Below are 17,371 nucleotides of genomic sequence, written 5' to 3'. Positions count from 1 at the left end.
TTCCCCCGGTGTTCAGCTGCCCGCGGGCAGCAGTGGTGCGATTGCTCGGGCGATATCGGTGGCGATATCGCAGGCAACGAGGTTCTTGTTCGCCGACGTCTGCGGAACATTCGTCAGGATGTAGAGCGAGCCGGACCTCATCTCGACGTTGATCGTGCAGCCACCCGGCACGTCCGGACGGGCTTCATAGCGCACGGCTTTCCGATCGCCTGCCGGAAGGTCCACGGCGGAAGGGTATTTGCTGCGAACCTGGTCGAGGGTGCCGTTGGTGGTTTCGACGACGAATCCGTATCCAGCCCGCGCGATGTAACGGCATCCCTTCCAGTTGATGCCGCCTTGGCTGTCCTGTCTGGGTTCCGGGGGTCTCGAGTCCCACTGCCGCTCGGCGAGAAACTGGGGCGTCAGCGCGGTGCAGGGATCGAACGCGGACTGGATATTCGCCCCCGGCGATGCGCTCGGGCCGGAACCGGTGGGGCGGGTGGTCGACGTCGCTGGTTCGCTCGGTGTCCTCCCGTCGCCGCATCCGGCGAGCAGGACGAGTCCTACCGCTCCCGCGACGGACCCGGCTGCCACAACACCTATGCCGGCTTTCATACGCTGAGCTCCCGCATCGCTGCCGCGAATTCCGTATCGGTCCGAACGTAGCCATCGCGGATGGACTGGAACATGGATCGGATTTCCTGCGTCACGGAGATGTACTCGGTCAGTGTGTCGAATGCGTTGTTCGGGCCGCCGAAAGCCTTCTCACGGAACAGTCGCACAAGCTCGACGGCGGAGGTCAGCTTCGAATCGTCCTCACCCAGACCCCAGTGCTGCCGCTCGCCGAGTTCGCGAACGTCGGTTTGCGCGGCCACGAGCGCGTCGATCAACTCCTGGCACGCCTGGTCTATCTCCACGAACCCTTGCGGGTCCATCCGTACCCGCAGCGCCCCGGTTTTCGCAGCTTCGATGTACCCGGGAAATGGGCTGTCCGCCATCGCCGCCCCTTCCGTCAGTGCCGTCTGACCTTATAGACGCGTCCCGCCGCACTCCGGTTCCATCGAAACACAGCCGACCTCTCGGGGCGCCCCGTCGTGCCGCTCGTCGCAGGCGGCGCGACGGTTCCGAACTGGGATGTTGTGCCGAATGCGGTAGGGCGCGGCCGATCCGATCGTTGTCAAGGCCACTGACGAGGACTCAGCGCGCGTTCGCCGCGCCGACCAGCGTGGGGTAGTCCTTCAAATCGATGTCGTTGGCGGCGTTGTCGCTGTATTTCATCATCAGCGCGAACAGCCGGGAACCGAGGAACCAGTTGCGCATCCTGATGCCGCGCGCGGTCTTGGGCGCCAGGAAACGACCGGCGTTGCTGTTGCCCGCGATCTTCGCGTAGCGCTTCATGATCTCGTCGTAGTGCGCGAACGCCACGGTGTGGTCGCCGCCGGCCGATGCCAACTCGCCCGCGATGACGTACGCGCCGACGACGGCGAGTCCGGTGCCGAAGCCTCCGAGCGTGTTTCCGTATCCGGAGTCGCCGACCAGCGCCACACGTCCCTTGGTGTATCCGTCCGGCATGCGCACCTGGCTGATCGTGTCCATGTAGAAGTCGTCGAATCCGGCCAGCTCGGCGAGCATCCGCGGCACTTCCCAGCCCACCTCGGCGTAGGTCTCCGCGAGGATGCGGCGCTGGGCCGCGCTGTCGTCCCGGCCGTAGTCGAGCTCCGGGGAGGCGAACATGTACATCTGCTGTGCCTTCGGGCCGCCGCTGATCGCGAGCCGTCCGGGAGCGTTGTGGGCGTGCGCGGTCACCCGTTCGCGTGGTCCGGTGGTCTTGCCGGTCCAGGGGCTGGCGCCCGCGACGGCGTAGTGATAACCCAGGTATTTCACGAAATCGCGCTCGGGGCCGAACGCCAGCCTGCGGACCCGCGAGTGGATGCCGTCGGCGCCGAAGACGAGGTCGAAGGTGCGGGCGGGCGCGTGCTCGAACTCGACGTCGACGCCGTCCGCGGTCTCGGTGAGCGCGGTGATCGAATCGCCGAACAGATATTCGCAGTGGTCGGCCGTGCGCCGATGGATGATCTCGGACAGGTCGCCGCGCAGGATCTCGACGTCGCCGCCGGTGAATTCACCCGACATCAGCGCCAGCCGGGTGCCCCGCTCGTCCACGAACACCGTGTCGGTGGTGCCCGTCCTGCGTTGCTCGATGTCCTCCAGCATGCCCATACGTTCCAGCACGGTGCGGTGGGTACGGCCCTTGAAGTCGATCGCCTGACCCCCGGGGCGCAGCGCCGGAGCGCGCTCCACGACGGTGACCGCGAACCCGTAGCGGTGCAGCCAGTAGGCCAGCGCGGGTCCGGCGACGCTCGCGCCGGAGATGAGCACGGTGGTGTTGCGCATGATGAGCTCCTGTCAAATCTGCGTCCTATGGAAACTGTATCCGATGGACTCAAATAAGAGTATGGTGGACACAGTTTCACGTCAAGACGTTCTCCGGAAGGATTTCGGGCATGCCGACACCGACCGCACTCGAATTGCTCTGGGGCACCGGTCAGCGCCCCAAGCGGGGCCCCAAACCAGCGCTGTCCTTGGAGCGGATCGTCGCGGAGGCCGTCGAGCTGGCCGATGCCGAAGGGCTGGCGCATCTGTCCATGCAGCGGCTGGCCGAGCGGCTCGGCTTCACGAAGATGTCGCTGTACCGCTACGTGCCCGGCAAGGCCGAGCTTGTCGCGCTGATGCTGGACACGGCGCTGGGCGCACCGCCGGAGATGAGCGCGGGCGCGGAGGCGGCGCAGGACGCTTGGCGGGATCTGCTGGCCGTGTGGTGCGAGACGATCTACGAACGCTTCCGCGCTCATCCCTGGTCGCTGGAGGCGCTGGTGGGCATGCGGCCGATCGGCCCGAACGAGCTGGCCTGGCTGGAAGTCGCGCTGGGCGCGCTCGCCGGGACCGGGCTCACCACCGCCGAACGTCTGGACACCATCGTCCTGCTGACCGGGCACGCCCGCAGCCTGGCGCAGCAGGTGCGGATGGCGGACGCCGAGGAGTTCGAGAAACAGATCGCGGGGCAGTTCGCCGAGATGGTGGCCGCCGCGGCCGAGCGATACCCCGCCGCGGCCGCCGCGTTCGCCGAGGAAGGCGCGGTCGCGGGAGGGGCGGGTGCGCTGAGATTCGGCATCGCGCGCATTCTGGACGGGCTGGCGGTGCTCATCGCGCGCCGCGCAGGACCGGCGCGGCCTACGCTCGGACCATGACCGACGAACCCGACCTGGAACAGGACTCGATCACCACCGTGCGGGAGTTCTTCGCCGCGCTGGAGATGGGCGCCGCAGAGGAGGCGATCGACCTGCTGCACCCGGACATCGTCTGGAAGAACACCTCGCTGCCCGACCTGCGCGGCATCCGCCGGGTCGGCGGCGTGCTGCGCGGCCTACGCCGCGACTCGATCGGCTTCGGGGTGGACCTGCACCACATCGCCGCCGACGGCGACGTCGTGCTCACCGACCGCACCGACTACCTGCGCTTCGGACCGGTGCGGGTCGGCTTCTGGGTGACCGGCACGTTCGAACTGCGCGACGGCCGAATCATCCTGTGGCACGACCACTTCAGCTGGGGGAACTTCCTGCGCGGCACCGCCGCCGGCCTCTGGCGCGCCGCACTCACCCGCGGCTGACCCGGCCTCAGGAGTGCTGGGCCAGGTAGTCCAGGTAGACCGGCCGCAACACCTCGGCGACCGCGCCGTCGCCCGCGTGGACGTAGTCGTCGAGCATAGGCAGCACGTACTTGATGTCCGCCTCGCTCTCGCCGACATTGCCCGCGGCGGCTTCCGCGGCCGGGATCGACGTGAGCAGCCGCCACAGGAACTTCACATCACCGCGTCGCACGGCGAGCTTCATCGCCCGATCGTGCAGCTCCTTCGACGACAGCTTCTCCAAATCCTCGTTACCGGACATACCAGCGACTCTATCCGCCGAATCGGCCGACAGCGACGGCGTGGCGAATCCCGGAGCCGCTCGGGGCGCGTGCTGCGATGACTGCTATGGCCCCGCAACCGCAACCCGGCTTCCGCGTCAAGCGCGTCTACGACAGCCCCGACCCGGACGACGGCGCCCGGGTACTGGTCGATCGGCTCTGGCCGAGGGGTATCACCAAAGCGCAAGCGCGGGTCGATCGCTGGCCCAAGGACCTCACCCCGTCCACCGAGTTGCGGCGCTGGTTCCACGCCGATCGGGACGCGCGGGGCGCGGAATTCGCCCGCCGCTACCGTGCCGAGCTCGCCGCGCCGGAAGTTCAACAAGATTTGCGGGATTTGCGGGATCTGGCCGCCGAAGGTCCGGTCACATTGCTCACAGCCGTACAGGATCCGGCGCACAGTCATGTTCCGGTGCTGCTCGACGTGCTGCGGTGAATAGCCGCGACGTGCCGGTTTACGACAAATTCACGGACACGCCTCCCGGTCCCCGAGCGCGGACATGGGAATCGGAGGTAGCGTCGGGTGTGCGGGCCGCGGCGGTGTGGCTCGTACGGGAGGTCCTGACCGTGACTGAGCTACTCAGTACGAGGGGGCCGGGACCCGGCCCTCGTGGCACCTGACGGCAACGTCGGGTCCATCAGGACGGACCGGTCCAGCGAGATCGTTCGTGCGATTGCCGCGCGAACACAGAGGAGCCCACCGTGACTGCTGCACGCTCCGTTTCCGCTCCCTCGGCGAACTCCAGCTCCGCGAAAGGCGGAGCCGCCGCGAAGGGGGCCCGCCCCTCGCAATCAGCCGGCACAACCTTCGTCATCGACACGTCCGTCCTGCTGTCGGATCCCTGGTCCTTCACGCGGTTCGGCGAACACGACGTGGTATTACCCCTGGTGGTCATCAGTGAACTCGAAGCCAAAAGGCACCATCACGAACTGGGCTGGTTCGCGCGAGAAGCCCTGCGCAATCTGGACGATCTGCGCCTGCAGTACGGCAGGCTCGATCAGCAGGTGCCGATCGGCACCGAGGGCGGCACGTTGCAGGTGGAACTGAACCACACCGATCCCGCGGTCCTCCCGGTCGGCTTCCGCACCGACACCAACGACTCCCGGATCCTGGCCTGTGCGCTCAACCTCGCGGCCGAGGGCCGCGAAGTGGTGTTGGTGTCCAAGGACATCCCGCTGCGGGTGAAGGCCAGTGCGGTGGGCTTGCACGCCGACGAGTACCACGCCCAGGACGTGGTGACCTCCGGCTGGTCCGGCATGGTGGAACTGGACGTCAGCACCGCGCGTATCGATCAGCTCTACGCCGAATCGGTGATCGATCTGGACGAAGCGCGAGAGCTGCCCTGCCACACCGGCGTTCGGTTGCTCGGCGTCAGCTCCAGTGCGCTGGGCCGGGTCACGCCGGACAAGCGGGTGCAGCTGGTGCGCGAGCGCGAGGCGTTCGGGTTGCACGGCCGTTCCGCCGAGCAGCGCATCGCGCTCGACCTGCTGCTGGACGAGAGCGTCGGCATCGTCTCGCTGGGTGGCCGAGCGGGCACCGGCAAGTCGGCGCTGGCGTTGACCGCGGGCCTGGAGGCGGTGCTGGAACGGCGGACGCAGCGCAAGGTGGTCGTCTTCCGTCCGCTCTACGCGGTGGGCGGCCAGGAGCTGGGCTATCTGCCCGGCACCGAGAGCGAGAAGATGGGCCCGTGGGCCCAGGCGGTCTTCGACACGCTCGACGGGCTGGCCAGCCGCGAGGTGATGGAGGAGGTGCTCAGCCGCGACATGCTGGAGGTGTTGCCGCTGACCCACATTCGCGGGCGGTCGCTGCACGACTCCTTCGTGATCGTGGACGAGGCCCAGTCACTGGAGCGGAACGTGCTGCTCACGGTGCTCAGCCGCCTGGGAACCGGCTCGCGGGTGGTGCTCACCCACGACGTGGCCCAGCGCGACAACCTGCGTGTCGGCAGGCACGACGGTGTCGCGGCGGTGGTCGAGAAGCTGAAAGGTCACCCGCTTTTCGCGCACATCACGCTGACCCGTAGCGAGCGCTCGCCGATCGCGGCGCTGGTCACCGAGATGCTGGAGGAGTACGGCCCCAACTCCTGATCCCGCACGGCCGTCCAACGGCGTGTTTCACGGCACATCCGGTGGGTATCATCCGCCGCGATAGCTGTTCGATATGACCCGGTGGCCCTCGTCGGTCACCGGGTCATCGCCTGACAATCGGCCGAGGCTACGCGCGTCGTCATGGAGTCCGTGGTGTGCCGGTAGCCCACAGCGAGAGGATGGACATGCACCACTTCGCTCGACGAACGGCTGGATTCACCGCAGTGCTCGCGGCGGCAGGGCTGGTCTTGGCCGGCTGCGGCGACGATGACGACAAAGGCGACAGCGTCAAGAGCGGTATGGCCAGTATGACCGGCATGGTCACCTCGATGATGAGCCCCGGCACCGGGAGCCCGACGCGCACCGGAGCGGAGCCGACCGGCACCACGGGCGCCACGGCCACCACGGGCGCGAGCGCGGAGGGCACCAAGATCGCCACGCCGGGCGGCGAGATCGCCGTCGAGGGCGAAATCTACGAGAAGTACACGCAGCTCGGTGGCCCGACCGGCATGCTCGGTCTTCCGCTGGAGGCGGAGGAGAAGGGCCCCGAGGACGGGGAGTACCAGGACTTCGCGGGCGGCACGATCTACGAGGCCAAGGACGGCGATCCGCACGTCGTCTGGGGCGAGATCCGCAAGGCGTGGGAAGACAACGGCGGCGCGCAGGGGCAGCTCGGCTACCCGGTCAGCGACGAGAAGGACATCCCCGGTGGCAAGCAGAGCGACTTCAGTGGCGGCACCATCACCTGGGTGAACGGTACTATCACCGTCACGCCCAAGTAGGAACCAGATGTACGGCGTCCGGGATCGCGGTGCGGTCCCGGTTACCTATGAATCCCATCCATCCGCCCCCGCTACGCGGGCCAAGCCGCTAGGTTATCTCGGTGCAAACTCTCCTGACCGATCGCGAATTGCTCGAATCGCTCGCGGTGGACGTAGAACTGCTGCTGCGTAAGCACATCGATGTCGCCGACGGGTGGCAGCCACAAGACCTCGTTCCGTGGGACGACGGCCGCAACTTCGCCTTCCTCGGCGGTACCGACTGGGCGCCGGAGCAGTCGGAGCTCAGCGAAACCGCCAAGCTGGCGCTGACCGTCTCGGTGCTGATCGCCGACAACCTGCCCTCCTACCACCGGGAGATCGGCAAGTACCTGCGCACCGGCGCGTGGTGGCGCTGGGTCGGCCGCTGGACGGCCGAGGAGAACCGCCACGAGATCACCATCCGCAACTACCTCATGGTGACCAGGGCCGTCGACCCGGTCGAACTGGAGCGGTTGCGCATGGAGCACATGACCAAGGGCTTCCGCCGCCCGGCGATGCATTTGCTGGACGTGCTGGCGAACTGCGCGTTCGAGGAGGCCGCCAGCGCGGTCCGGCATCGCAACACCGCGGCGCTCGGCGAGAACCCCCTCGTCACCGCCATCGCCGAGCGCATCGCGATGGACGACGAACTGCAGTCGGTGTTCTTCGCCGACCTGGTCGCCGCCGCCCTGGATCTGGCGCCCGACCAGACCGTGCGGGCTATCGCCGACCGGGTCGCCGGTTTCGAGGTCCCCACGGTGACGCTGCCGAACGGCCGCAGCAGCGACGAGATGCTCGCCGAGGCGGGCATCTACGACCGCGCCAAGGAGGACGAGCTGGTCTTCGCCCCGTTGCTGCGGCGGTGGAACATCTTCACCCGCACCGACTTCGGCCCGGACGGCGAGCTGGCGCGCGAGGAACTCTCGCGCCTGCGCGACTGATCCGCCTTCTCGGATCACGGGCGCTCCCTTCCGTGTCTCGCGGTCGGGTCGCCCGGTCAGAGTTCGAAACGTTCCAGGTGAACGCCACCTCGGCAAACCCCCGGTTTCTGAGGTGGCGTCCGTTTCCGCGCAGCTTCGCTGCGCTAGGACGCGACGCCTCTGGCATCGCTCCGACGCTCAGCGGTGGCGCCGAGGCAGGATTCCCGGTCCGTCAGTCCTGTTCTTTCACCTTCGCCATGGCGAGCACGTCGAGGCGGCGGTCGAGTTCCTCCTCGGTCAGCTTCTCGTCCAGCAAGCCGCGATCGATGACGGTCTGGCGAATGGTCTTCTTCTCCCGCAGCGCTTCCTTCGCGACCGCGGCCGCCTCCTCGTAGCCGATCGCGGAGTTCAGCGGCGTGACGATCGAGGGGGAGGACTCCGCGAGCGTGCGCAGGTGCTCGACATTGGCGACCAGGCCGCGCACGCACTTGTCGGCGAACAGGCGGGCGACGCCTGCCAGCAGGCGAATCGACTCCAGCAAGTTGCGCGCCATCACCGGGATGTAGACGTTCAGTTCGAACGCGCCGTTCGCGCCCGCGAAGGCGACCGCGGCATCGTTGCCGATCACCTGCGCGCCGACCTGCGTCACCGCCTCGGGGAGCACCGGGTTGACCTTGCCGGGCATGATCGAGCTGCCCGGCTGCAGATCCGGCAGTTGGAGCTCGGCAAGTCCGGTGAGCGGGCCCGAACCCATCCAGCGGATGTCGTTGGCGATCTTGGTCAGGCTCACCGCGATCGTGCGGAGCGCGCCGGAGGCCTCGACCAGCCCGTCGCGTGCGGCCTGCGCCTCGAAGTGGTCCTCGGCCTCGCGCAACGCATCGATGCCGGTGGCGCGCACGAGTTCCGCGACGACCTTCGCGCCGAAGCCCTCCGGCGCGTTCAGCCCGGTGCCGACCGCCGTTCCGCCGATCGGCAGCTCGCCGAGCCGCGGCAGCGTGGCCATGATGCGCTCGATGCCCGCAGCGACCTGGCGGGTGTAGCCGCCGAACTCCTGGCCGAGGGTCACCGGGACGGCGTCCATCAGGTGCGTGCGGCCGGACTTCACCACGGTGCGCCACTCCGTCGACTTGTCCAGCAGCGCCAGCCGCAGATGCTCCAGCGCGGGAACCAGGTCGGTGATGACCGCTTCGGTGGCGGCGAGATGCGTTGCGGTGGGGAAGGTGTCGTTGGACGATTGGGACATGTTCACGTCGTCGTTCGGGTGGACGGTGACGCCGTTGGCCTTGGCCAGCGAGGCGATCACCTCGTTGGCGTTCATGTTCGAGCTGGTACCGGAACCGGTTTGGAAGACGTCGATCGGGAACTGGTCGTCGTGCCTGCCCTCGGCGATCTCGTTCGCCGCGGCGATGATGGCACCGGCCTTCGCGGGATCGAGCAGACCCAGGTCCCGGTTCACCGTGGCACACGCGGCCTTCAGCAGGCCGAGCGCGCGAATCTGCGCCCGCTCCAAGCCGCGTCCGCTGATCGGGAAGTTCTCCACGGCCCGCTGGGTCTGCGCCCGCCACAAAGCGTCCACCGGAACCCGGACCTCGCCCATGGTGTCGTGCTCGATGCGGTACTGCGTCTCCTCGCTCATGATCCCGACCCTATGCCGCGGCCGCTGCCCTTGGGGCAGCCACGCCTGAGGTCATTCGCACACCCCCGCCGCCCCGCACTCGGGAATAGGAAACCGCCCTCCGGCCGCGGCGTGCCTCCCACTACCTGAACGCCGTGCCCACTGTAGTACAGGTGGAAACGACAAACCGTGAGCTGCTGCCGCGGTGGCGGCGCCACGTGCTTATTCGGCCCCGACTCGCGAGCCTCGAACCGCGCGGGATTGCCCTGGACAGCTGTTTCGCCCCGGACAGCGAAATCGCGTAGACGGGCTGTTGCGGTTTCCCCGCTGCGGCCCTACTCGGCCCACTCCCGGTTTCGAGCTGAGCGAGACCGAGCATGTTCCGTTCGCGGCCCGGCTCGCGTGTGCGTGGCCGCCGCGTCCGCGACGAAGTCGCAAGCGGTGGTCGCGCACACGCGAGCCACAGAGGGGCCCGCGAACACGCAGCGTCGCAGGCGCTGCGAAAAGTCACGGCAGCGGCGGGACCGCGTGTTCGTCGCCGATGAAATCGACCGAGGAGTATTCGCGCAGCTTGGTCAGGCGGTGGTAGGCGTCGATCATGCGGACCGTGCCGGACTTCGAGCGCATGACGATCGACTGGGTCGAGGCGCCGCCGCCGTAGTAGCGCACGCCGCGCAGCAAGTCGCCGTCGGTGACGCCGGTGGCGCAGAAGAAGACGTTCTCGCCGGAGACGAGATCCTCGGTGGTGAGCACGCGGTCGAGGTCGTGGCCGGCGTCGATGGCCTTCTGCCGCTCCTCGTCGTCCTTCGGCGCGAGCATGCCCTGCAACTCACCGCCCATACAGCGGATCGCGGCGGCGGCGATGATGCCCTCGGGCGTGCCGCCGATGCCGACCAGGATGTCGGTGCCGGATTCCGGGCGGGCCGCGGCGATCGCGCCCGCGACGTCGCCGTCGGAGATCAGGCGGATGCGGGCGCCCGCGTCGCGCACCTGCTGGATCAGCTCGGCGTGCCGGGGGCGGTCCAGGATGCAGACGGTCAGGTCGGACTTCGAGGAGTTCTTGGCCTTGGCGACCCGGCTGATGTTCTCGCCGATCGGGGCCGATATATCGATCACATCGGCGGCATCGGGGCCGACGGCGATCTTGTGCATGTAGAACACCGCGGACGGATCGAACATGGCGCCGCGCTCGGCGACCGCGAGCACCGAGATCGCGCCGGGGACGCCCTTGGACATCAGCGTGGTGCCGTCGATGGGATCCACCGCGAAGTCCACTTCGGGGCCGGTGCCGTCACCGACGGCCTCGCCGTTGTACAGCATGGGCGCTTCGTCCTTCTCGCCCTCGCCGATGACGACGATGCCGCGCATGGACACCGAGCTGACCAGCTGCCGCATGGCGTCGACGGCGGCGCCGTCGCCCCCCTCCTTGTCGCCGCGTCCGACCCACCGGCCCGCGGCCATCGCCCCGGCCTCGGTCACCCGGACCAGCTCGAGTGCGAGGTTGCGGTCGGGCGCCTCGCGGCGGCTAGGTGTGGGAGAAGTTGCCGTCATTGCGGGGTGCCTCCTGTGCGTCGGTACGTACCGGTCAATTGTCTCATTCGATGTGGCACGGGCGTACACCCCTGCTCGGCCGCGGTCGGGGTGCGCGGGGCGGCGTCGCCGTCCGAGTGGATACTGGGAGCGTGTCGTACCAAAAGCCACGCATCCTGAACGACTACCGGGATCTGTTCTGGTCGCTGATCCCGTTGGTGTTGATCGCGCTGGTTTTCGCGGGCCTGGCCAGCCAGTGCAGTTTCGCGGCGAACGGTCCGACGCAGGGGCAGATCCCGCACTTCGACGCGCGGGCGGCGCTCACCGCCGACGCTCGATCCCTGCCGTTCCCGATCCGCAATCCGGACCTGCCCGCGGAGTGGACGCCGAATTCCGGCAGCCGCGAGTCCATCGGAGGCAATGGCGGCGGACCGGTCAGCACGGTCGGCTACATCACGCCGCAGGGCACCTACATGCGTTTCAGCCAGAGCAACGCCACCGAGGAGGCGCTGGCCCGGTTCGTACTCGGGTCCCGGTACGCCAGCGGTACCGAGCAGGTCGGCGCGCAGAAGTGGATCGTCTACGCCGAGCAGGGGTCGGAGACCGCGTGGATCACCGACCTCGGCCGGTCCCGCGTGCTGATCACCGGCGCGGGCAACCAAGCGGCATTCACCACGCTCGCGCAGGCGATCGCCGTGGCGCAACCACTGAAGCCCTGAAACACGCTTGCCTTCGGTCGCGCGCGACCGTTACGTTTGCCGCGGCGCGAGACACGTGCCGAACCGGATCTCGGAGGTCGATGAATATGGCTGTCCTCAGCTGTATTCCGCATGCCCTTCGCCGGTTCGCGCGCCCCTGATTCTTTTCTCAGTCGCGTCGGCCTCTTTTCGCAGTCGCGTCGGCGCGAACCGGTCTCTTCTCGATGACCAGGAGTGTCACGTGTCTGTTTTCCTTTCCTCCGATCTGCTCACCGAACGTCTGATCCTGCGGTCGTGGACCGCCGATGCGGCGGACGCCGTGCTCGAGGACCAGCGTCGGGCCGCGTGGGCGGCGGATTTCCCGGCCGAGGGGGATCGCGTCATCGCCGGCCTGCTCGCCGCGCATCCGGACTGGCTCGGACCCTTCGGGCACCGGCTGATCGTCGAACGATCGAGTGGGCTCGTCGTCGGATCGATCGGGCTGTTCTGGCCGCCCGCCGACGGTGAGCTGGAGATCGGGTACGGCATCGTCGCCTCGCGGCGCGGTCGTGGTTACGCGACCGAGGCCACCGCCGCGCTGACGGCGCACGCGTTCACCGCGCCGGGCGTCCGCGTGGTGCGCGCCGATGTGGAGCTGTCCAATCCGCCGTCGGTGCGTGTGCTGGAGAAAGCCGGGTTCGAGCGGGTGACCAGCGCGGACGGCGTCGCGCGATTCCGGGTAGCGGCCGCACCGCGATAAGCGCGGTGCACGGGACCGTCGTCAGCGGTGGCTCACCACGTTGACGATGGTCCCGCTCGGGTCGCGGACGAAGAAGCGGCGCACGCCCCACGGCTCGTCGCGCAAGGGGTAGACGATGTCGGCGCCCGCGGCGAGCACCTCGGCGTGTACGGCGTCGACGTCGTCGACCTCCACGCTCATGTCGGGCTGGAGTCGCTCGGCGTCGGGACCTACGAGCAGGACCTGGGCGGTCGGGTTGGACGGTGAGGCCATGGTCACGACCCAGCCCAGGTCCATCGCCTCCTGGAAGCCGAGTAGCCGGTAGAAATCCCGGCTGGCGGCCAGGTCGGTGGTGCGGATGTCGGGTGTGGCGCGGCGGATGGTCATTCCTGCCGCTCCAAGTCGCTGCGGTGCAGCGCGTCCTCGACGCGCTTGCGCGCGCCCGCCAGGTGCTCTTCGCAGCGGGTGGCCAGCGCCTCGCCGCGTTCCCACAGGGCCAGGGATTCGTCCAGGTCGAGGCCGCCCTGTTCCAGGATCTTGACGACATTGACCAGTTCGTCACGGGCGCGTTCGTAACCGAAACCGGCGATCTCGGCCGCGTCGTCGGCCGGATCGGCTCCCGTCCCGTTCTTGCCCGTGGACTTGCCGGACTCGGCCAAGGTCAGTTCCTCCCTGTGTCGGTGTGCTTCGCGCCGAGCGCCTGGGCGCCGAGCGCGGCGGCCGTGACGGCCCCGTCGGCCACCCGGATGCGCAACTGGCTGCCCGCGGGCGCGTCCTCGATCGAGCGCACCACCTCCCGTTCCCGGCCGGCGACGCGCTGTACGACAGCGTAGCCACGGGCCAGCGTCGCGGCAGGGCCGACGGCGGTGAGTTTCTCGCGCAGGTGCCTTGTGGCCGTGGATTCGGTGCGGATCAGCTGTTCGGCCGAGCGGTGCGCGGCCGCGCGCAGGCGTTCGACCTCCTCCTGACGGCGATCGATTTCGCGCAGCGGGTCGGCCAGCACGGGCCGCGACCGCAGTTGGGCGAGCGCCCTGGTCTCCCGGTCCACCCAGCCGCGCAGCGCGGCGGCGGTGCGTTCGCGCAGCTCGCGGATGCAGGCCAGTTCAGCGGCCGCGTCGGGGACGATCCGCTTGGCGGCATCGGTGGGGGTGGCCGCGCGCAGATCGGCGACCAGGTCACTGAGCGGGTTGTCCGGTTCGTGGCCGATCGCGCTCACGATCGGCGTGGTGGCGGCCACGATGGCGCGGCACAGCGCCTCGTCGGAGAACGGCAGCAGGTCTTCCACGCTGCCGCCGCCGCGCGCCAGCACGATCACCTCGACGGCGGGATGCCGGTCGAGTTCGGCCAGCGCCGTGAGCATCTGCGCGACCGCGGTGGGTCCTTGCACGGCTGTGTTGCGGATTTCGAAACGTACCGCGGGCCAACGGTTGCGGGCGACGCTCAGCACGTCGCGCTCCGCGGCGCTCGCGCGGCCGGTGATGAGGCCGATCGTCCCGGGCAGGAACGGGATCGGGCGCTTGAGCCGGGGATCGAACAGGCCCTCGGCGGCCAGCAGCGCCTTCAGCCGTTCGATGCGGGCGAGCAGCTCGCCGATGCCGACCGGCCGAATCTCCGCGACGCGCAACGAGATCGTGCCGCGCCCGGTGAAGAACGAGAGCTTGCCGTAGACGACCACCCGGCTGCCCTCTTGCAGGGGGATGGGGGAATTGCGAATGAGGTCCGGATCGCAGGTCACCGACAGCGACATGTCGGCGGACGGGTCCCGCAGCACCAGGAACGCGGTGCGGGTGCCCGGTCGGAGGTTCATCTGGGTGATCTGGCCCTCCACCCAGATGCTGCCGAGCCGGTCGATCCACTGGGCGACCTTCATGGAAACCGAACGCACCGGCCAGGGGTGTTCGGCGGAGTTGGCCGGTGCGGCGGCGGGCCCACCGGAGGTCCCCCGGCTTGCCGTCGGCGACGAAGGAGTCCGGGGTTCGGTCACTGGGCCTGCACAGTGGCGATCCGGTTCGTGAGCATGGTCACGAACGGCGCCCTGGCGCGGGTGCGCTGCTCGTACTCCAGCAGCGCGGTGAGGTCTTCGATCGTCAGCAGGCGCAGCCGGGCGCGCAGCTGGGCCAGGGTCATGTTGGCGTAGTCGTAGCGGACGGCGACTTCCGGTTCGGCGATCTCGGGCGCTTCCGCGGCAGACTCGGGATCGGTTTCCGAGTTGCCCGGCTCCGGTTCTTCGGCCGGCTCCTCGGCGATCCTCGTCACCGAGGCGACATGGCCGTTGGTCGCTTCGGCGCGGGTGTCGTCCGCGGAGAAAGACTCGTTCGCGCGGAACGCTTCGGGATCGTCGGCGGTGAAGAGATCGAATCGACTGCCGCGATGCGCGGTGGGGCTCGGGTCGTCGGTGAGGTCCTCGTCGAAGGTGGCCCACTCCGGCTGCTCGACCGGGTGGCTGGACAACCGGTCGAATACCGCGTCGCCCTTCAGCGCCAGGCTGGTGACGAACTGCTGGACGTGCATCGTCGTCTGCAGTACCTGACTGATGGCCGTGATCGGGAAATTCATTGCCGCCGTGGGTAGCCGGCGGGATTCCTCGAGGGCGTATACGGCGGCGCCGGCGGCGACGCGGGCCAGAAAGGGTGGTCGAAACATGGTCCTAGCCTGCCCGAAATGGTGTGTTATGCAAAGGAGGGGCGCGCCCGGTTCCGATATTCGCCGGTTACGGCGTGCGGCCGATCGGCGGGAATTGCGCGGCGCTGTGCTCATAATGCGGAGAATAAACGCAGGTCCCGGCGGGAGTGTCCGAGACATTCGCGGCGGCCGGGTCGGCAACTCGGCCACGGCGGGCTCTTCGCCCCAGTTCGCGGCCCGTACGCACCGGCTCCGGCGCGGATGTGACGGGCAACTCCCGGACGTGGCGTGGTCGCGGTCCGCACGTATCCTGTGGACATGTCTTCGGCCATTCCCTTGAACGTCGGAATCGCGCGCTCGGCAGGCGTCGGAAACGCCCTTGCCGAGGGCGGAAAACGCGTGCTGCTCGCGGAACCGCGCGGGTACTGCGCCGGCGTGGACCGCGCGGTCGAAACCGTCGAGAAGGCGCTGGACAAGCACGGCGCGCCGATCTATGTGCGCAAGGAGATCGTGCACAACCGCCACGTGGTGGAGACGCTGCGCGATCGCGGCGTGATCTTCGTAGACGAGACCGACCAGGTCCCCGAGGGCGCGGTCGTGGTGTTCTCCGCGCACGGCGTGTCGCCCGCGGTGCACGCTTCGGCCGCCGCGCGCAGTCTGCACACCATCGATGCCACCTGCCCGCTGGTCACCAAGGTGCACCAGGAGGCGAAGCGGTTCGCCCGCGACGACTACGACATCCTGCTGATCGGTCACGAGGGCCACGAGGAGGTCGAGGGCACCGCGGGTGAGGCGCCCGAGCACGTCCAGCTGGTCGACGGGCCCGGCGCGGTGGACAAGGTCAGCGTGCGCGACGAGTCGAAGGTGATCTGGCTCTCGCAGACCACGTTGAGCGTGGACGAGACGATGGAGACGGTGCAGCGGTTGCGGGAGCGCTTCCCCTCCCTGCAGGACCCGCCGAGCGACGACATCTGCTACGCCACGCAGAACCGCCAGGTCGCGGTGAAGGCGATGGCGCCGGAATGCGACCTGGTGATCGTGGTCGGCTCGCGCAATTCGTCGAACTCGGTGCGCCTGGTGGAGGTGGCGCTCGGTGCGGGCGCCAAGGCCGCGTACCTGGTGGACTTCGCTCGCGAGGTCGACCCGGCCTGGCTCGACGGCGTTCGCACGATCGGCATCACCTCGGGGGCCTCGGTGCCCGAGATCCTGGTCCGCGGCGTGCTGGACATGCTGGCCGAGCACGGGTACGGCGAGGTCCAGCCGGTCACCACGGCCAACGAGACCCTCGTCTTCGCCCTTCCCCGCGAACTGCGCGACACCCGTCGTTGACGCCGGTCCGTGCCCGACGGGGCCGGCTCCGGTCCGCGCGCCTCCGTTCTCGCGTGCATGCGGAATGAGCGACATCTCCGATACCGAGCCGCGTCGTGGTGAGGTCGCCGGGTCCGCAGGGGCGCAGTAGCCGCACTGTCGCACCCGAGCGAACCGGCTACAGGTTCTCCGGCCTGCGCCGTTCCGGGCGGCCCGAATCACGTTCGCGGTAGCGCACATTGGGCTGGGGGTGCGGGGGCATATCGCGGCGACGGCCCGCGCCGCGCGGTGGTTCTCCTTCGGGCCGCGGCACGGCCCCGGCCGGGCGGGTAGCGCCCCTGGCAGGCGCCCGTCCTTCCCGCGGGCGAGCGGGTGCGACGCGCGGCGGGGTATCGGCGACCTGCGCCGCTGGTCGGCGGGCCGGCCGTGGGGTGGACTCGTCCGAGCCGTCCGCCTCGGGCCCGGCGGGCTCCGCCTTCGGGCGGCGGGTTTTGCGGCGTGGCGAGTCCGCGAGACCGCGGGATGAACGCCCGGGCTTGTTCTTCTTCGCCGGCGCCTTGCCCCCGCCCACGCCCGCGCCGCGGCGGGTCGACGGCGGACGAGTGGACTCCTCTTCGCGGCGGTGCAGGTAGATCCGGGCGCCACCGATCAACAGGACGACGACCGTGGCGAGCATCATGGTCGGGAACCGGTTCACCAGCGGGATCGCCAGGTTCAGCAGGATGTCCTTCAGCGAGGTCGAGCCACGGCCGGTGAGCTGCTGATAGGCCAGCGGCACGGCGACGAAGAGCAGCAGCGGCGGCAGCACCAGCGTGCTGAACAAGCCGCGATAGCGGACGGCGGCGACGGCCGCCACACACCCGAGGACGTACAGCGCGGCGAACGTGCCGGTCAGCTCGTTATTGCCGCCGCCGGCATCGATCAGGAACCCCAGAAACGTGCAGGCAACCGCGATCAGGATCGCCGCGCCGACCGGGATCCCCGGCACCGACGGCAGGATCGAGCGTTGCGGCGCGGGCACCCGGGATCGCACACGTTCGGAAGCAGCCACGACATGCAGACTAGTTGCCGCCGCTCGTGGCGGCGTGGCGGCACGGCCATAGTCCTGGTTACTCGCCCGCGTCGGT

The 17,371-nt window shown here is 69.0% G+C and carries 20 protein-coding genes; 9 read left to right on the top strand and 11 right to left on the bottom strand.

The features are described from left to right. Positions 1-12: 12 nt before the first annotated feature. The 3 genes from NA8_RS15985 to NA8_RS15975 all read right to left on the bottom strand — a co-directional run bounded on the left by NA8_RS15985 (position 13) and on the right by NA8_RS15975 (position 2,373). Positions 13-573, bottom strand: coding sequence for a DUF3558 domain-containing protein (locus NA8_RS15985; RefSeq protein ID WP_245663856.1), 561 nt, complete (start codon positions 571-573; stop codon positions 13-15). A gap of 17 nt (positions 574-590) precedes the next feature. Beyond that, complete coding sequence (locus NA8_RS15980; RefSeq protein ID WP_157106728.1) at positions 591-977, bottom strand: hypothetical protein; 387 nt, start codon at positions 975-977, stop codon at positions 591-593. Between the two features lie 199 nt (positions 978-1,176). Beyond that, a complete protein-coding gene (locus tag NA8_RS15975) occupies positions 1,177-2,373 on the bottom strand; it encodes an FAD-dependent monooxygenase (protein WP_063051169.1) in 1,197 nt (398 codons plus the stop codon). Positions 2,374-2,483: 110 nt separating this feature from the next. Here NA8_RS15975 and NA8_RS15970 point away from each other — a divergent pair, with 110 nt between their 5' ends. Together NA8_RS15970 and NA8_RS15965 are read left to right on the top strand one after the other, a co-directional pair. Then, positions 2,484-3,227, top strand: coding sequence for a TetR/AcrR family transcriptional regulator (locus NA8_RS15970; protein WP_063051168.1), 744 nt, complete (start codon positions 2,484-2,486; stop codon positions 3,225-3,227). Further along, on the top strand, positions 3,224-3,646 hold the full coding sequence (locus NA8_RS15965; RefSeq protein WP_063051167.1) for a limonene-1,2-epoxide hydrolase family protein: 423 nt from the start codon (positions 3,224-3,226) through the stop codon (positions 3,644-3,646). Before NA8_RS15970 ends, NA8_RS15965 begins: the two co-directional genes overlap by 4 nt. A 7-nt stretch (positions 3,647-3,653) precedes the next feature. Here the strand turns inward: NA8_RS15965 and NA8_RS15960 are convergent, their stop codons facing one another. After that, a complete protein-coding gene (locus NA8_RS15960) occupies positions 3,654-3,926 on the bottom strand; it encodes a hypothetical protein (RefSeq protein ID WP_039800723.1) in 273 nt (90 codons plus the stop codon). A gap of 86 nt (positions 3,927-4,012) precedes the next feature. Between NA8_RS15960 and NA8_RS15955 the strand changes: the two genes are divergently transcribed. The 4 genes from NA8_RS15955 (at position 4,013) to NA8_RS15940 (ending at position 7,774) form a co-directional block, all read left to right on the top strand. Further along, positions 4,013-4,381 (top strand): DUF488 domain-containing protein, encoded by a 369-nt coding sequence (locus NA8_RS15955; RefSeq protein WP_063051166.1) that lies wholly within the window; start codon positions 4,013-4,015, stop codon positions 4,379-4,381. 266 nt (positions 4,382-4,647) lie between these two features. Further along, positions 4,648-6,033, top strand: a complete 1,386-nt coding sequence (phoH2, locus tag NA8_RS15950) for an RNA 5'-3' helicase PhoH2 (protein ID WP_063051165.1) — start codon at positions 4,648-4,650, stop codon at positions 6,031-6,033. A gap of 185 nt (positions 6,034-6,218) precedes the next feature. Continuing rightward, complete coding sequence (locus NA8_RS15945; protein ID WP_063051225.1) at positions 6,219-6,815, top strand: LGFP repeat-containing protein; 597 nt, start codon at positions 6,219-6,221, stop codon at positions 6,813-6,815. Between the two features lie 101 nt (positions 6,816-6,916). Continuing rightward, positions 6,917-7,774 (top strand): acyl-ACP desaturase, encoded by an 858-nt coding sequence (locus tag NA8_RS15940; protein ID WP_063051164.1) that lies wholly within the window; start codon positions 6,917-6,919, stop codon positions 7,772-7,774. 211 nt (positions 7,775-7,985) lie between these two features. On the opposite strand, the gene NA8_RS15935 is transcribed toward NA8_RS15940, so the two are convergent. Together NA8_RS15935 and glpX are read right to left on the bottom strand one after the other, a co-directional pair. Beyond that, on the bottom strand, positions 7,986-9,389 hold the full coding sequence (locus NA8_RS15935; protein WP_063051163.1) for a class II fumarate hydratase: 1,404 nt from the start codon (positions 9,387-9,389) through the stop codon (positions 7,986-7,988). 486 nt (positions 9,390-9,875) lie between these two features. Further along, positions 9,876-10,919, bottom strand: coding sequence for a class II fructose-bisphosphatase (glpX, locus tag NA8_RS15930; protein WP_062972466.1), 1,044 nt, complete (start codon positions 10,917-10,919; stop codon positions 9,876-9,878). Between the two features lie 131 nt (positions 10,920-11,050). Between glpX and NA8_RS15925 the strand changes: the two genes are divergently transcribed. Together NA8_RS15925 and NA8_RS15920 are read left to right on the top strand one after the other, a co-directional pair. Then, complete coding sequence (locus NA8_RS15925) at positions 11,051-11,617, top strand: DUF4245 domain-containing protein (protein ID WP_063051162.1); 567 nt, start codon at positions 11,051-11,053, stop codon at positions 11,615-11,617. 220 nt (positions 11,618-11,837) lie between these two features. Then, positions 11,838-12,335: a GNAT family N-acetyltransferase gene (locus tag NA8_RS15920; protein WP_063051161.1), complete on the top strand. Its 498-nt coding sequence runs from the start codon at positions 11,838-11,840 to the stop codon at positions 12,333-12,335. Positions 12,336-12,356: 21 nt separating this feature from the next. Here NA8_RS15920 and NA8_RS15915 read toward each other — a convergent pair whose 3' ends face one another. Genes NA8_RS15915 through NA8_RS15900 form a run of 4 tightly spaced genes read right to left on the bottom strand, consistent with a single transcriptional unit; the run spans position 12,357 to position 14,957 of the window. Further along, a complete protein-coding gene (locus NA8_RS15915) occupies positions 12,357-12,701 on the bottom strand; it encodes a VOC family protein (protein WP_040869583.1) in 345 nt (114 codons plus the stop codon). Beyond that, complete coding sequence (locus tag NA8_RS15910) at positions 12,698-12,973, bottom strand: exodeoxyribonuclease VII small subunit (protein WP_084466835.1); 276 nt, start codon at positions 12,971-12,973, stop codon at positions 12,698-12,700. Before NA8_RS15910 ends, NA8_RS15915 begins: the two co-directional genes overlap by 4 nt. A gap of 2 nt (positions 12,974-12,975) precedes the next feature. Continuing rightward, positions 12,976-14,298: an exodeoxyribonuclease VII large subunit gene (xseA, locus tag NA8_RS15905; protein WP_084466834.1), complete on the bottom strand. Its 1,323-nt coding sequence runs from the start codon at positions 14,296-14,298 to the stop codon at positions 12,976-12,978. Continuing rightward, positions 14,295-14,957, bottom strand: a complete 663-nt coding sequence (locus tag NA8_RS15900; RefSeq protein WP_063051159.1) for a lipid droplet-associated protein — start codon at positions 14,955-14,957, stop codon at positions 14,295-14,297. The genes xseA and NA8_RS15900 overlap by 4 nt, the downstream gene beginning before the upstream one ends. 297 nt (positions 14,958-15,254) lie before the next feature. Here NA8_RS15900 and NA8_RS15895 point away from each other — a divergent pair, with 297 nt between their 5' ends. After that, a complete protein-coding gene (locus NA8_RS15895) occupies positions 15,255-16,265 on the top strand; it encodes a 4-hydroxy-3-methylbut-2-enyl diphosphate reductase (protein WP_063051223.1) in 1,011 nt (336 codons plus the stop codon). Positions 16,266-16,422: 157 nt separating this feature from the next. Here the strand turns inward: NA8_RS15895 and NA8_RS15890 are convergent, their stop codons facing one another. After that, positions 16,423-17,295 carry a DUF6542 domain-containing protein gene (locus NA8_RS15890; protein WP_218019466.1) on the bottom strand — a complete coding sequence of 291 codons (873 nt, stop codon included), beginning with the start codon at positions 17,293-17,295 and terminating at the stop codon, positions 16,423-16,425. Positions 17,296-17,371: the final 76 nt, after the last annotated feature.

Origin of the sequence: Nocardia arthritidis NBRC 100137, assembly GCF_001612765.1 — a bacterium.
Lineage (GTDB): Bacteria > Actinomycetota > Actinomycetes > Mycobacteriales > Mycobacteriaceae > Nocardia > Nocardia arthritidis.
The sequence above is the reverse complement of the archived record's forward strand: the minus strand, read 5'-3'. Positions and strand labels throughout refer to the sequence as shown.